Source organism: Dyella flagellata, assembly GCF_030160275.1.
GTDB lineage: Bacteria > Pseudomonadota > Gammaproteobacteria > Xanthomonadales > Rhodanobacteraceae > Dyella_B > Dyella_B flagellata.
The window spans coordinates 125,568-139,163 of record NZ_BSOA01000014.1 but is presented as its reverse complement, the minus strand read 5'-3'; the positions used below and the strand labels follow the sequence as shown (position 1 = coordinate 139,163).

General features: G+C 61.4%; 11 protein-coding genes. 5 read left to right on the top strand and 6 right to left on the bottom strand.

Going from position 1 to position 13,596, the window contains the following annotated elements; all coding sequences use genetic code 11:
* Window positions 1-12 precede the first annotated feature (12 nt).
* The 6 genes from QQJ96_RS08475 to QQJ96_RS08450 form a co-directional block, all read right to left on the bottom strand.
* Window positions 13-1,062 carry an energy transducer TonB gene (locus QQJ96_RS08475; protein WP_284331548.1) on the bottom strand — a complete coding sequence of 350 codons (1,050 nt, stop codon included), beginning with the start codon at window positions 1,060-1,062 and terminating at the stop codon, window positions 13-15.
* 344 nt (window positions 1,063-1,406) lie between these two features.
* The gene (gene metJ, locus QQJ96_RS08470; RefSeq protein ID WP_284331547.1) at window positions 1,407-1,949 is read right to left on the bottom strand and encodes a met regulon transcriptional regulator MetJ; all 543 of its coding nucleotides are present in this window, start codon (window positions 1,947-1,949) and stop codon (window positions 1,407-1,409) included.
* 578 nt (window positions 1,950-2,527) lie between these two features.
* Window positions 2,528-2,929, bottom strand: a complete 402-nt coding sequence (gcvH, locus tag QQJ96_RS08465; protein WP_284331546.1) for a glycine cleavage system protein GcvH — start codon at window positions 2,927-2,929, stop codon at window positions 2,528-2,530.
* A 91-nt stretch (window positions 2,930-3,020) separates the two neighbouring features.
* Complete coding sequence (gene gcvT, locus QQJ96_RS08460; RefSeq protein WP_284331545.1) at window positions 3,021-4,121, bottom strand: glycine cleavage system aminomethyltransferase GcvT; 1,101 nt, start codon at window positions 4,119-4,121, stop codon at window positions 3,021-3,023.
* A 60-nt stretch (window positions 4,122-4,181) separates the two neighbouring features.
* Window positions 4,182-4,838 carry an alpha-ketoglutarate-dependent dioxygenase AlkB family protein gene (locus QQJ96_RS08455; RefSeq protein WP_284331544.1) on the bottom strand — a complete coding sequence of 219 codons (657 nt, stop codon included), beginning with the start codon at window positions 4,836-4,838 and terminating at the stop codon, window positions 4,182-4,184.
* The gene (locus QQJ96_RS08450; RefSeq protein ID WP_284331543.1) at window positions 4,828-6,234 is read right to left on the bottom strand and encodes an amidase; all 1,407 of its coding nucleotides are present in this window, start codon (window positions 6,232-6,234) and stop codon (window positions 4,828-4,830) included. The genes QQJ96_RS08455 and QQJ96_RS08450 overlap by 11 nt, the downstream gene beginning before the upstream one ends.
* Before the next feature lie 141 nt (window positions 6,235-6,375).
* Between QQJ96_RS08450 and QQJ96_RS08445 the strand changes: the two genes are divergently transcribed.
* From QQJ96_RS08445 to QQJ96_RS08425, 5 genes are all read left to right on the top strand, one after another.
* Window positions 6,376-7,992, top strand: a complete 1,617-nt coding sequence (locus QQJ96_RS08445; RefSeq protein WP_284331542.1) for an electron transfer flavoprotein-ubiquinone oxidoreductase — start codon at window positions 6,376-6,378, stop codon at window positions 7,990-7,992.
* A gap of 75 nt (window positions 7,993-8,067) precedes the next feature.
* On the top strand, window positions 8,068-10,119 hold the full coding sequence (locus tag QQJ96_RS08440; protein WP_284331625.1) for a glycosyltransferase: 2,052 nt from the start codon (window positions 8,068-8,070) through the stop codon (window positions 10,117-10,119).
* A gap of 107 nt (window positions 10,120-10,226) precedes the next feature.
* Window positions 10,227-10,973: an electron transfer flavoprotein subunit beta/FixA family protein gene (locus tag QQJ96_RS08435; protein ID WP_284331541.1), complete on the top strand. Its 747-nt coding sequence runs from the start codon at window positions 10,227-10,229 to the stop codon at window positions 10,971-10,973.
* 28 nt (window positions 10,974-11,001) lie between these two features.
* Entirely contained in the window at window positions 11,002-11,946 is a 945-nt protein-coding gene (locus QQJ96_RS08430; RefSeq protein ID WP_284331540.1) for an electron transfer flavoprotein subunit alpha/FixB family protein, read from the top strand.
* Window positions 11,947-12,329: 383 nt separating this feature from the next.
* Window positions 12,330-13,226, top strand: coding sequence for a right-handed parallel beta-helix repeat-containing protein (locus QQJ96_RS08425; RefSeq protein WP_284331539.1), 897 nt, complete (start codon window positions 12,330-12,332; stop codon window positions 13,224-13,226).
* The last annotated feature ends 370 nt before the right edge of the window (window positions 13,227-13,596 follow it).

Here is a 13,596-nt window from a genome sequence, read left to right as displayed (position 1 = left end):
ATCCGAGCAACATCACTGCGAAGCACTGAGCTTGAACTCGATTCGCTTCTGCTGCTGCGAGGCGACCGCGCTGCCGTCGCGCATGGCCGGCGAGAACTTGGCGCGGCGCAGCGCGTCAATGGCGGCGTTGTCGAATACGTGCCGCGGTTCGGCGCCAACTACGGAGATGTTGCTCACGCTGCCGTCCACGTTGACCGTGTATTGCACATCCACCCAGCCTTCCTGGTTGTTGCGAAGAGCGGTGGTCGGATAGCGCGGGCGGATGGCGGAAATCGCAACAGGGTCGCTGGTTCCGCCGCCAGTGGAAGCGTTCGCACTGGCCGCCTGGCTGTTCTGGGCGGCTGCCGGCGACGTGCCTGGCTCCTTGGCCTTTGGCTGCTGCGTGGCCAGCGCCGTTTGCTGCTGCGCCGCCTTATCCGCCGCCGCCTTCTCGGCAAGCGCCTTGTCGGCCACAGCCTTGTCGGCCGCCGCCTTCTGCGCCGCCAGCTCGGCCTGATGCTGCTGGTCGAGCTGTTTCTGCTGCTCCTGGTCGAGCGTCTTGCGCTGGGCATCCAGCTTGGAGCGCAGGATGGTCAACGTGTAGTTGGTGGGATCCACCTTGGCCAGCAGGTTGATTTCGCGTTCGGCTTCATCGAACTGACGCTGGTTGATGACCTGCTCGACGTTGCTGGCCGCAAACGGGAACGTTTCGCGCAAGGCATCGGCCGCCACCTGGTTGCCGGGCTGCTTCTGCAGCACCTTGAGGTAGAACTCGAAAGCATTGTTGCCGGACGGGGCGATCACGCGCTCTTGGTTCATCGCCTTGCGCGCTTCGGACAGCAACGCGTCGATGCTCAGCGCGTCGACGTTTACCGGCGCCGCTGCCGCCTGTTGCTGGTTAAGGTTGACCGGCGTGGACGGGTGGCCGCCTGAGTCCGCGGTCATCAAGTCCTCGTGCGGCTTGATGATGAGGAACCAGGACACGACGGCGAGACCTGCAACCACGGCAAGGATCGCAATGATGACGGGCTTGAAGGCCCCGCGCGCAAGCGAGCGCGCATGACGACTGTTTCGGGTATCCATGATCTTTCACAACTGCAGTGGCATTAGATACCCGCGCTTCCCCCCTGTTATCCAGGAGCGGCTTCCCCCCTTAAGGCTTGCCGCGGCGCGGATGGGCCAAAGGTAGCGCGATTGGAGTGGCTCTGCAATTGTGAGGACGATCACGAACGCCGGCGAGGCGAACTGCGTATCAGCGAGAGGGGGGAATCCATCCCAAGGCCATGTTCTTCTTGTTTTTCGGTGACCGGAAGCAAAGGCCCTAAATGAAGCGTCCCGGCACGAGGCCGGGACGAAACGCTTTCGAACCACCTCCCTGCGCTGGGCACCGCAGGGAGATAAATCGAGTGAGACTCTAGTTGTTGTGCTTACTTCTTGGCCTTGGGGGCCCGGGGGGCCTTGGCGGCCTTGGTGGCCTTTACGACTTTGGCAGCGGCTGCCTTCTTGGCGGTGCGCTTACGGGTCGCCTTCTTGGCGGCCTTCTTGGCGCCAACGCGCTTGGCGGTGGCTTTCTTCGCGCCTACGCGCTTGGCACCCGCCTTCTTGGCGGTCTTGCGCGCGGTGCGCTTCTTGGCGGTGGCCTTCTTGGCGACCGGCCGCTTGGCTGCAGCTTTACGAGTGGTCTTCTTGGCGGCTTTCTTCGCCGACTTACGTGCGGTTTTCTTGGCAGTGGCCATAGTACGTCTTAGCTCCTCATCAGTTGGCAGTGGTTGCCCAGTAAAAGCGTGGAGGAACGCCTCAACCAGCAGGTCGCTGTTGGTGGCGTGCCGCAAATTGTTGACCTGCCGGTAAGTGCGCAGGTCCGACAGCAGTCGCAATACATGCATTGGAATCGAGACTGTGATCTTTCTGACCGCCTCGGCTTTTGCACCATGTTCTACGTAAGGCTGGATGTATTTCGATGCCACCATTGGAAACGTTCCCCGTTTATGGTGCGAAAGCTATTCCCGAACATTTCAACTGTCAATTGATTTTTGCCATGAAATCAATCCCTTCGCCCCGGCGACCGGTCGGCGGCACGCTCGGGAGAACGGTATTTCGATGACTCATTGCAATGCAGACAGCCATCTAAATATTCAAGGAATTCACCTCGCGCGATTTTAAAAAAAGGCCAAAAACAAGCTAAAAAATGTGATTTTTCTCATCCGCCCTGATACGCGCACCGCAGCCATGCGAGCCAAGCGATCACGCGGTGTGTCATGCCAGGGAGACGGCCGGAACGGGTCATCCGGGAGCATGAACAAATTTAGACTGGGAGATGCTCGAGACGGCGCCGAAGAGGTCTTGAGACCGTCCGAGCACCCTCGAAGCGCTCCGCCGCGACAGACCGGACGCGCACACGATGGACTTTTCGCCATGCTCAGTCCCTGTGTCGCCACGCGTTTTCTTCACGCTGCACACGCCAGCGCTGCACGCCTGCGTCATGCACTGCCACGAACACGAGAACGGCCGCGTAGGCGGCCGTTCTCCGATCAAGCTGATCGCACTATCAGTGGTCTTCGTTCTCGATCAGTTCGGCGTAGGCATCCGCGTCGAGCAGTTCGTCCAGCTCACCGCGATCGCTGGGCTTGACCACGAACAGCCAGCCCTCGCCGTAGGCGTCTTCATTGATGGTCTCGGGCTTGTCGGCAAGACTCTCGTTCACCTCGACGATCTCGCCGGACACCGGCGAGTAGATGTCCGAAGCGGCCTTGACCGACTCCACGGTGGCCGCACCGCTGCCCGCCTGCACCTGGGCGCCCACTTCCGGCAGTTCGACGTAAACCAGGTCGCCAAGTTGCTCCTGGGCATGGTTGGAAATGCCCACGCGAACCAGCCCCTTGTCTTCGACACGGGCCCACTCGTGGGACTTGAGAAATTTCAGATCGCCGGGAATCTCGCTCGCGCTCATGGTCGGGTCCAGTGATTGATTTCGATCAGGGATTGATTTTGCCGATTCTAACCGCTGCCGATGCGGGAATGGGACACTCCCGCTGCGGCGCTCAGATGCCTTCGCAGGCCTTGCCGTCGCGCACGAATGGGAACTTCACCACGCGGACCGGCACTTCGCGGCCGCGGATGTCGACTCGTACCTGCTCGACCGCGCCGGCAGGAACGCGTGCGAACGCCACCGACTTGTTCAAAGTGGGCGCGAAGCTGCCGGAAAGGATTTCCCCTTCGCCTTGCGGCGTCAGCACTTTCTGGCCGTGGCGAAGCACGCCTTTTTCGTCCAGTACCAGGCCGACCATCGCGCGCGGGACGCCGGCGGCTTGCTGCGCCTGCAGCGCCTTGCGGCCGATGAAGTCACGACCTTCATCCAGCGCAATAGTCCAGGCCAGGCCCGCTTCCCATGGCGTGACATTTTCGTCCATGTCCTGGCCGTAGAGATTCATGCCGGCTTCCAGGCGCAAAGTGTCGCGCGCACCCAGCCCACACGCGGCGACGCCCGCGGCGGCCAGTTCCTTCCACAGGGCGACGGCATGCTCTTGCGGCAGGATGATCTCGAAACCGTCCTCGCCGGTGTAGCCGGTGCGTGCGATGAACAGCGGCATGCCATGAGGACCTTGTGCCGCGGCCGCGGCAAAGCGACCGAGCTTTTCGATGCGCGGACGGTCCACTTCATGCAGCAGGCCAATCACCTTGGCACGCGCACTGGGGCCTTGTACGGCGATCATCGCGAACTCGGGGCGTTCCCTGACGCTTACGTCGAAGGCCCGTGCCTGCCGTTCGATCCAGGCCAGATCCTTGTCGCGCGTGGCAGCGTTGACCACCAGGCGGAAGTGTTCGTCGCCCAAGAGGTAGACGATGAGATCATCGATCACCCCGCCCTGCTCGTTGAGCATGCAGCTATACAACGCCTTGCCCTGCACTTTCAGCTTGTCGACGCTGTTGGCCAGCAGATGACGCAGAAACTCCCGCGTGCGTGCGCCGTGCAGATCGACGACCGTCATATGGGAGACGTCGAACATGCCGGCATCGCGGCGCACCACGTGATGCTCTTCGATCTGCGAACCGTAACTGATCGGCATATCCCAGCCACCGAAATCGACCATGCGCGCACCAAGTTCGCGATGGAGGGCGTTGAGTACGGTCTTCTGAGTCATTGCGGGCCTGCACGGGTGGGGAGGACGGGAAGGATCGCGCATTATCCCCGCCACTCCCTGTCAATCCAAGTTGCAGGGCGTCATCGGGGGCGTGTATGCCGAATTGATCATGCGGAACGTAAGATTTATGCGTACCCCGCAACTGCCGGCGCTCTTGGGCAAATCATGCTGGTAAAGGCGCTGGGTATCGCCCGCCATGCACAGCAGGCTGCCGTGCGACAGCAGAAGACCGACGGGCCGGGCCGCACTCGCTCCGCGCGGCACCCGGCGACGGAAGCGAAAGCGGCGTTCCGCGCCGAGGGTGATCGATGCGATCACCGGTTGTGCGCCAAGTTCCGGCTCGTCGTCGCTATGCCAGCCCATGGAATCCTGATCGCCGCGGTACAGATTCGCCAGCACGCTGTTGAAGCGCGCCGCACAAGCTTGCTCGACGCGCTCGCGCAAGCCCAACAGCGATGGCGTCCAAGACCTGGGTTCGAAACGGCTACGCGAATACACGTAAGTGGCGCCCGGATCGCCGATCCAGCAGCTCAGGCGCGGTGCGTCGACTTCGCGTCCGAACATGCGCAGGCGATGGCGTTCCCAAGGGATTTCGTCGAGCAGACGCCCAAGCAGTTCGTCCGCCTCCCCCGCAGCAAGCCAGGAAGGCGCGTAATACACATCCGCATCGGCCAAAGGCAGTCGTTGCCAATCACCACCGGCAAGTTCACAGAGCATCGCGCATGCCAGGATATTCGGGCGCCGCATCGAGCGTGGCCGACCACACCGCCGCCAGCTCGAGCAGGCGCAGATCGGACCCGCGCGCGCCGATCAGCTGCATGCCGATCGGCAAGCCGTTCGGCAACGTGCCCATGGGAATGCTTACCGCCGGGCAGCCGGCAAGATTGGCGAAGCTGGTGAGATCGCCTTGGTTATCCGGCACCGGCCCATCCAACGCAAAGGCGGCTTGCGGCGTGGTGGGCGTGACCAGGACATCGATCTGCGCAAACAGCCGACGCATCTTGAGCGCGGCGGCATCGAGCACGCGATCGGCATCAGCGTAATCAGCCGCGGTCTTGCGCGCCGCATAGTCAAGCAGGCGGCGAAACTGCGGCGATACGGGGTGTTCGTTGTCGGCGAGCTGCGCAGCGAAGGTACCCAGCATCTCCGCCTCCATCAGCAGAAAGCCGGCACGACGCGAGCGTGGGAACTGCCAGTCGTCGAAGTCCACCGTGCGGCGTTCGCCCAGTTCGCGATCCAGCTTGGCTAGCGCCGCCTCGAAAACGTCCAGCACATCTTGCTGCACGCCAAGCGCGGGCAGGTTGGGAAGCATGCCACAGCGCAATTTTCCCGGCTCCCAGTCCGGCGGCGACAAGGCTACACGGCGACGGCGCGAGCGTGGATCTTCCGCGTCGTAACCGGCAAGCACCTGCAGCAGCACGGTGAGATCGTCCACACTTCGCGCCAGCAGGCCCACGCTATCGAGCCGGCGCGCCGCCGCGGTCATGCCGCGCGTGGAAATTTCGCCCTGCGTCGGCTTCAACGCGAACACGCCGCAATAGCTGGCTGGAATGCGGATCGAGCCCAGGCTGTCCGATCCGATCGCCGCCACCGCCAGCCCCGCGGCCACCGCCGCAGCGGCGCCACCTGAAGAGCCGCCTGCCGTGTAGCCGTGACGATACGGATTGTGCGTGGCGCCGAAATGCGGGTTGTTGGTGACTGCGCCCAGCGCCCCTTCATCCATATTGGTCTTGCCGGTCAAGACGGCACCCGAGGCGCGCAACCGTGCCACCACGTGGGCATCGTGCTCCGCTGGCCTGACAGGACCTGGTAAGCCTGAGCTCGTCGGCCAGCCAGCGAGGTCGAAATTGTCCTTGACGGCGATGGGCACGCCATCCAATCGCCCGATCACGCCGTCACGACGGCGATGCTCGGCCCCCTGCGCCTGCTCTCGCGTCAGCGCAGGACTCACGCTGATGTAAGCGTTGAGTCGAGGATTGAGGCGCTCGATGGCGGCCAGGTAGACCTCCGCCAAGCGGCCCGGCTGCACCCGGCCGGACGCCAGCCAATGCAGGATCTGGCACAGCGTGGCACGGCGAAGATCGAGATCGGCGATTGGTGGAAGGGAACTCATGCACGCTCCGGTGGCCAAGCCCGCCGGGCACGAGTTTGCCGCGCAGCAGGCGAACCCGGAGAATAGCGTCCCGGTCGCCACGGTAACCAGCCGTGCGTACCACCCTCAACAGCCCCCAGCCACCGACGGAGCCCAAGCCCCATGACCGAACGCGAGACGATGGAATACGACGTGATCGTCGTCGGTGCGGGCCCAGCCGGGTTGTCGTTCGCGATTCGCTTGAAGCAGCTCAAGCCGGACATGACGGTGTGCGTGATCGAAAAGGCCTCGACCATCGGCGCACAGATCCTTTCCGGCGCGGTGATCGAACCGCAGCCGCTGGACGCCCTGCTGCCCGGCTGGCGCGATAACCCGCCACCGATCTGCGTGCCTGCTACAGAAGACGAGTTCTGGCTGCTCAGCAAGACCGGCGGCCGCAAGCTGCCGGTGCCGGGGACCTTGAACAATCACGGCAATTTCATCGTCTCGCTAGGCGCCATGTGCGCGTGGCTCGCCCCGCAGGCCGAAGCGCTGGGCGTGGATGTGTTTCCCGGCTTCGCCGCCGCCGACACTATTTATAATGAAGACGGCTCCGTCGCAGGCGTGCGCATAGGCGACATGGGAGTAGCGAAAGATGGCTCGCATAAGCCCGGCTACACCCAAGGCATCGACATCAAGGCTAAGGTGACGGTACTCGCCGAAGGCGCGCGTGGCAGCCTCACCAAGCAGCTCGTCAAACGTTTCAAGCTCGACCAGGACAGCGATCCACAAGGCTACTCGATCGGCATCAAGGAGCTGTGGCAGGTGCCCGCGGGGCGTGCGACGCCGGGCAAGATCTTCCACAGCTTCGGCTGGCCGGCCGACAACCACACCTACGGCGGCGCCTTCCTCTATCACCTGGACAAAGACCGCATAGCGCTCGGTTACGTCAGCGGACTCGATTACAAGGATCCCGGCTACCAGCCGTGGGAAGCCTTCCAGCAGTGGAAGAACCATCCCAAGATCAAGTCGCTGCTCGAAGGCGGCACCATTCTCTCCGCCGGCGCGCGGGCCATCGTCACCGGCGGCTACCAGTCACTGCCCAAGGTGGAGATGCCCGGCGCCTTGCTGATCGGCGACACCGCCGGCCTGCTCAACGTGCCCAAGATCAAGGGCACGCACCAGGCGATCCGGAGCGGCATGCTCGCCGCCGAACACCTCGCCGCCAACGATCTGAAGCCCGCCGGCTTCGACGCCAAACTGCGCGGATCGGAGGTCATGGCCGAACTGAAGAAGGTGCGCAACATCAAGCCCGGCTTCAAGAAAGGCCTGTGGTTCGGCTTGTTCAACTCCGCTTGGGAAACCGTGACCGGCGGCAAGTCGCCCTGGACGCTGAAGAACAAACCCGACTGGAACTCCTTGCACAAGCTTGGCCAGTACGAAGAACCCAAGCGCGACTACGTGCAGCGCGAGCTAGCGCCCCGCGACCGCCTGGCCGGCGTGTATTTCGCTGCCACCGAGCACGACGAGAACCAGCCAGTCCACCTGCACGTCGCCGATACTTCGGTATGCGTGACGAAATGTGCAGAGGAGTACGGCAATCCCTGCACCCGCTTCTGCCCTGCCAACGTCTACGAAATCGTCCAGGATACCGCGCCTGATGGAAGCAGCAGCAAGCGCCTGCAGATCAACGCCGCCAACTGCGTGCACTGCAAGACCTGCGACATCAAGGATCCGTACGAAATCATCAACTGGGTGCCGCCGGAAGGCGGATCCGGGCCAAACTACCAGAACCTTTAATCTCCCCCATGAGCCCCCTCGGAGGTGGCATTGAGCAGTTTGTTGACCTGGCGCGTGAAGCGTCTGTACTACTTGATGCAACGCGTAGCCGGGAGCGTTGTACAGCGTGGCGTGCAAGGCACGGCGGCGCGCATCGCTCAGGAGTTTCGACAGCGCACCGCTCAGTTGCCGGTCCTGGCACTGGAACCGCTGGAGGAGTCCCATGCGCCTTTTGCATTGCCCACCCATGATGCCCCCAGAGTTTCGGTCATCATTCCGGTGCATGGAAAGCTGAGCTATACGCTGGCTTGCCTTCGGTCCATTGCCCGTCACGGTGCAAACGCGCCGTTCGAAGTCATTGTCGTAGACGATGCGTCGCCTGATGCAACGGCCTCTGTTCTGAGCGAAATCGCAGGCCTGCTGCTGCTGCGCAACGCAAGCAATCTAGGCTTCATCGGCAGTTGCAATGCAGGCGCCGCTGCCGCACGCGGGTCGCATCTTTTGTTCCTCAATAACGATACGCAGGTTACTGACGGTTGGCTGGATCGCCTGCTGGACTGCTTCGAGGAAGAATCCAATTGCGGCCTTGCAGGCAGCCGGCTGATTTACCCCGACGGACGCCTGCAGGAAGCCGGCGGAATAGTGTTTTCCAATGCCGACGGCTGGAACTACGGCCGTTTCGAATCGCCTGAAGACCCGAAATTCCTTTATCGACGCGACACCGACTACGTGTCTGGCGCTTCGCTTATGATCGAAGCGGAGCTATTCCAGCGGCTGAACGGTTTTGATGCTCGCTATTCTCCGGCCTATTACGAAGACACCGACCTTGCCTTCGGTGTTCGCGCCACCGGCAAGCGTGTCATCTATCAGCCTGAAAGCGTGGTGGTGCACTTTGAAGGCATTAGCTCAGGAACCGATCTGCGCGCGGGCGTAAAACAGTACCAGCTCATCAATAAAACCAAGTTCGCAGAAAAGTGGAAGGACGCGCTGGCTCGGCAGCCCGCTGCCGGATCGTCGATTGAATCGGCTATCCATCACGATGGGCGCCCACATATTCTGATTGTGGACGCCCTGACGCCCGATGCCTCGCGCGATTCAGGCTCCCTGCGCATGATCAATATCATGCGTTTGCTGCGCGAGCTCGGTTGGCGTGTAACCTTTGTGGCCGACAACTACACGGCCAGCGATAGGGAGATTGTCCAGCTTGGTCGCATTGGGGTTCACGCACTGTGCAAACCCTGGTCTCCTTCACTAGCCCGCTGGCTCGCGAAAGAACGTGACTCCCTGCAAGCCGTCCTGCTATCGCGACATTACGTCGCCGCCCCCAATCTTGGCCTGGTGCGAAGGGTAGCACCGCGCGCCAAAGTGATCTTTGATACGGTTGACCTGCATTTTCTGCGCGAACTGCGCGCAGCGAGGCACACCGGAAATCGAGCCATGTTACGCCGGGCGCAATTGTCACGCCGACGCGAACTGGCATTGATTCGCGCGTGTGACGTCACTTTGGTGGTTAGCCCGGTCGAGCAGGCCCTGCTGTCAAAAGAAGCTCCCGAAGCAAACGTGGAGCTGGTGTCCAACGTGCATGAGGAATTCGGGCGGCGGACAGAGTTCGCGGCGCGCAGAGACCTTGTTTTCGTCGGTGGCTTCGCTCATCCGCCAAATGTCGACGCCGTCCAATGGCTGGTAGACGAGATTTATCCTCTCATCCACGGCCTGCGCCCGGAAATCGGCTTGCACCTTATTGGCGACATCCCCGCTGCTGCCAGGCCCAACTTGACCAAGCCCGGGATTCAGATCCATGGCAAGGTTGAAGATTTGGCGCCATGGATGGACGGGTGCCGCATCGCAGTAGCCCCATTGCGCTATGGAGCCGGCGTTAAGGGCAAGGTCAATATGGCGATGAGCTATGGCTTACCGGTCGTTGCAACGGACATTGCCAGTGAAGGTATGCAGCTGCGGGATGGAGAAAACATACTGCTCGCCGACGATGCCGCCACTTTCGCCTCCGCCGTGTTACGGCTTTACGACGATGAGCTCCTATGGAGGCGCCTGTCGGACAACGGGTTGGACAATATACGTGAGCACTTTTCCTTCAGCGCTGCGCGGGCAGCGCTGCGCCGGGCCTTACCGGAAACGGACACGGTTTAAAACGTACGGCAAAGCTGCCATTCGTGCCCGGATGGAGCATCGGTTAGAATGGATGTTTGCGTAACCCCATTTCCGCGTCCCGCAGGCGCACGGTTAAAGGTACAAAAATGAAGATTTTGGTCGGCTACAAGCGTGTGGTGGACTATAACGTCCGCATCCAGGTCAAGCCCGACGGCACCGGTGTAGTGACCGACGGCGTGAAGCTCTCTGCCAATCCTTTTGACGATATCGCCCTGGAAGAAGCCCTGCGCCTGCGCGAAAAAGGCGTGGCTGAAGAAGTCGTGGCGGTCGGCATTGGGCCGGCCGACCTGACCGCGCATTTGCGCAACGGCTTGGCGATGGGAGCCAATCGCGCCATTCATGTAGTGACACCAGACACCCTACAGCCGCTTACCGCGGCCAGGGTCTTTCTGAGGTTAGTCGAGAAGGAGCAGCCCGGCCTGGTCATCCTGGGCAAACAGGCCATCGATGACGATGCCAACCAAACCGGCCAGATGCTGGCTGCGCTATGGGACCGCCCGCAAGCCACGTTCGCCAGCAAGTTGGAGATCGCCAATGGCAAGGCTACGGTGACGCGTGAGGTAGACGCTGGTCTGGAAGTCATCGAGGCCGAGCTGCCAGCGGTAATCACTACCGATTTGCGCCTGAACGAGCCGCGCTTTATCAAGCTGCCGGACATCATGAAAGCCAAATCCAAGCCCATCGATACCATCGAATTCGCTTCACTGGGCGTGGATGCACACGACCAGCTCAAGACCATGAACTACACCGCGCCGGCAAAGCGCAGCAAAGGCGTAATGGTCAAGGATGCCGCCGAATTGGTGGCGGTTCTGAAGCAAAAAGGGCTGCTTTAAGCAGCCGACCAGCATTGAGGAGACATCCATGAGCAAGATCCTGGTTATCGCCGAACATCTGGACGGCAAATTGAACCCCGCCACCGCCCGTGCCGTCAGCGCAGCCGTCGCCGTCAAGCCCGACACCATCGATGTGCTTGTGCTTAGCGCGGAAGTAGACGCTATCGCCGCCGACGCCGCCAAGATCGAGGGCGTGAGCCGCGTACTTACCGTCACCCGCGCTGAAAACGCCCATCCGCTGGCTGCCGTACTGGCACCGCAGATTGCGAAGGTCGCCGCAGGCTACAGCCATGTGTTCGCGCCTTCCACCACCTTCGGCAAGGACGTCGCGCCGCGCGTGGCCGCCTTGCTTGGCGTTGCTCAGGTGAGCGACATCATGAGCATCGACGGCAGCCATACCTTTAAGCGCCCAATCTACGCCGGCAACGCCATCGTCACGGTGCAAGCCGATCCGGCGCATGCCGTAGTGGCGACCATACGCACGGCATCCTGGGCGGCAGCTGCCAACGGCGCGAACAATGCTCCGATCGAACCGCTGAGCCTGGACATTGCCGTGCCTACACATACCCGCTTTGTCGAGCTCAAGCAGGGAAAGAGCGACCGTCCGGATCTGCAGAGCGCCAACAAGGTCGTTTCCGGTGGCCGCGGCGTAGGCTCAAAGGAGAACTTTGAAGTCATCTATCGCTTTGCCGACAAGATCGGGGCGGCGGTGGGCGCATCGCGCGCCGCCGTCGACGCCGGTTATGTGCCAAACGAATTGCAGGTGGGCCAGACCGGCAAAATCATCGCGCCGGAGCTTTATATCGCCATTGGAATTTCCGGCGCCATTCAACATCTCACTGGCATCAAGGATGCGGGTACCATCGTCGCCATCAACAAGGACGGTGAAGCGCCAATCTTCGAAGTGGCCGATATCGGCCTGGTGGGCGATCTGTTCAAGCTGATTCCGGAGCTGGAGCAGGCAATCGGCTGATCAAAGAAAGGCGGTACCGGGGTGGTGCCGCTTTCGCGCCAAGGCGATTCCCGCCGCTTGTACGCCGGCTTCGCGACCACCTGACACAGAGCGCCTTTCGTGAAAAAGACGAAGGGGGCGCTAGCGATCCGAGCCCGCCGAAAGGCGGGCTTCGTCGTCTTAGCCTGCTTAGGCTAATCGGCCGATAACGGAAACTGTCACAACAGGTTTTCTGCGTGCCTGGCTGCCGACTACTGTGCCCGCACCGTCATTAAATGTGATCCATTTCACAAAATTGGTTTATCCTTCGACCCCAGCCCGTATGGGCTCAGGGGCGCCGTAAAGTCCAATCCGCTTTGCGGCTAGCCGTTCGTGCGTCGCACGATTTTCTTTCAAGGGGAAATATGATGAAACGTCTATTGAAGCCATTCCTGGCGGCGCTTGTTGTGTCGTTCGCTTTCGCAACAGCAGCGCATGCCCAGGCCACTCGCACTTGGGTTTCGGGTGTTGGCGACGACGCCAACCCTTGCAGCAGAACCGCTCCATGCAAGACTTTTGCAGGCGCCATATCGAAGACTACTCCCAACGGTCAGATCTCGGTCCTCGACCCCGGCGGATTTGGGGCCTTGACCATTACCAAGGGGATCATCATCGATGGGGATGGCGAACTGGCCAGCTCGCTCGTGGCCGGCACCAATGCCATTGTCATTGCCGCTGGCCCTACCGATACCGTCATCCTCAGGAATCTTCATTTCAGCGGAATAGGCTCGGGCTTGGATGGCGTGCTGATCAATAGTGCCGGAAATGTGATTATCGACCACTGTACTTTCGACGGATTCATCAGCAACGACATCGAGCTGAGCATGACCAACAGCGGTTTCGTGCTCGTGCAAAACTCGACCCTCGTAGGCGGAAGCCAGGGCGTTGTCATCGACGGAACTTCAGGGCCCGGGCCCATCGGGGTGGCCGTGAAGGACGTCACTATTCAAGGGACCGGAACGGCCCTGCATACTTTGCGTGGGCATATTGATGTGATGCATTCCATGTTCCAGAACAATTCCTCGTATGCCGTGCATGCGGAGGCTGGCTCGATCAACGTGGAGAGCAGCGTGTTCTCGTACAACGGCACGGCAGTGCAAGCCGACGCCTCCGGCGGGTTGGTTGGTATATCCAACGTGGACTTCTTTAATAACACCGCCGCCATCGGATCCGGCGGCGGCACAGTCGTAAGCGCGGGCAATAATCATCGCATTGCCAACACAATCGTGGGTGCTCCGAACGATCAAATGGGCGTCTATTAGTTATGCCTCGGAATTCGCGCATGGCGGGTTCCCGTGGAATTACCGTCAGAGGACACCAGCGGTTCGGCTGCTGACGTTCTGGAATGCTCCATTTTGCCGCGAGGCCACCGCCCCGCGGCAATTTTTGCCCACGCTTCGTCGGTGAAAATCGCCTACCTGCATAGCATCACTGGACGCTGCACAGGGGCGTTCCCGGCTACCATTCCTTCTTGCTTGCCGACCTCCATGGCCCCACGGAGTACCATCATCCCGGCCATCGTCTGGCCGTGCGTGACGGCCGGCCGTTTTAAGCAAATGCCACTTCGGCTTTGAGGAGGGGGATGCGATGGCGCCGCGCACTTGCAAATTCATTCTGCGCACGACTCTCGCC

Excerpts from the sequence above, each read along its gene's own strand:
- QQJ96_RS08475 (WP_284331548.1), bottom strand. The coding sequence starts at position 1,062 with ATGGATACCCGAAACAGTCGTCATGCGCGCTCGCTTGCGCGCGGGGCC.
- metJ (WP_284331547.1), bottom strand. The coding sequence starts at position 1,949 with ATGGTGGCATCGAAATACATCCAGCCTTACGTAGAACATGGTGCAAAA.
- gcvH (WP_284331546.1), bottom strand. The coding sequence starts at position 2,929 with ATGAGCGCGAGCGAGATTCCCGGCGATCTGAAATTTCTCAAGTCCCAC.
- gcvT (WP_284331545.1), bottom strand. The coding sequence starts at position 4,121 with ATGACTCAGAAGACCGTACTCAACGCCCTCCATCGCGAACTTGGTGCG.
- QQJ96_RS08455 (WP_284331544.1), bottom strand. The coding sequence starts at position 4,838 with ATGCTCTGTGAACTTGCCGGTGGTGATTGGCAACGACTGCCTTTGGCC.
- QQJ96_RS08450 (WP_284331543.1), bottom strand. The coding sequence starts at position 6,234 with ATGAGTTCCCTTCCACCAATCGCCGATCTCGATCTTCGCCGTGCCACG.
- QQJ96_RS08445 (WP_284331542.1), top strand. The coding sequence starts at position 6,376 with ATGACCGAACGCGAGACGATGGAATACGACGTGATCGTCGTCGGTGCG.
- QQJ96_RS08440 (WP_284331625.1), top strand. The coding sequence starts at position 8,068 with ATGCAACGCGTAGCCGGGAGCGTTGTACAGCGTGGCGTGCAAGGCACG.
- QQJ96_RS08435 (WP_284331541.1), top strand. The coding sequence starts at position 10,227 with ATGAAGATTTTGGTCGGCTACAAGCGTGTGGTGGACTATAACGTCCGC.
- QQJ96_RS08430 (WP_284331540.1), top strand. The coding sequence starts at position 11,002 with ATGAGCAAGATCCTGGTTATCGCCGAACATCTGGACGGCAAATTGAAC.
- QQJ96_RS08425 (WP_284331539.1), top strand. The coding sequence starts at position 12,330 with ATGATGAAACGTCTATTGAAGCCATTCCTGGCGGCGCTTGTTGTGTCG.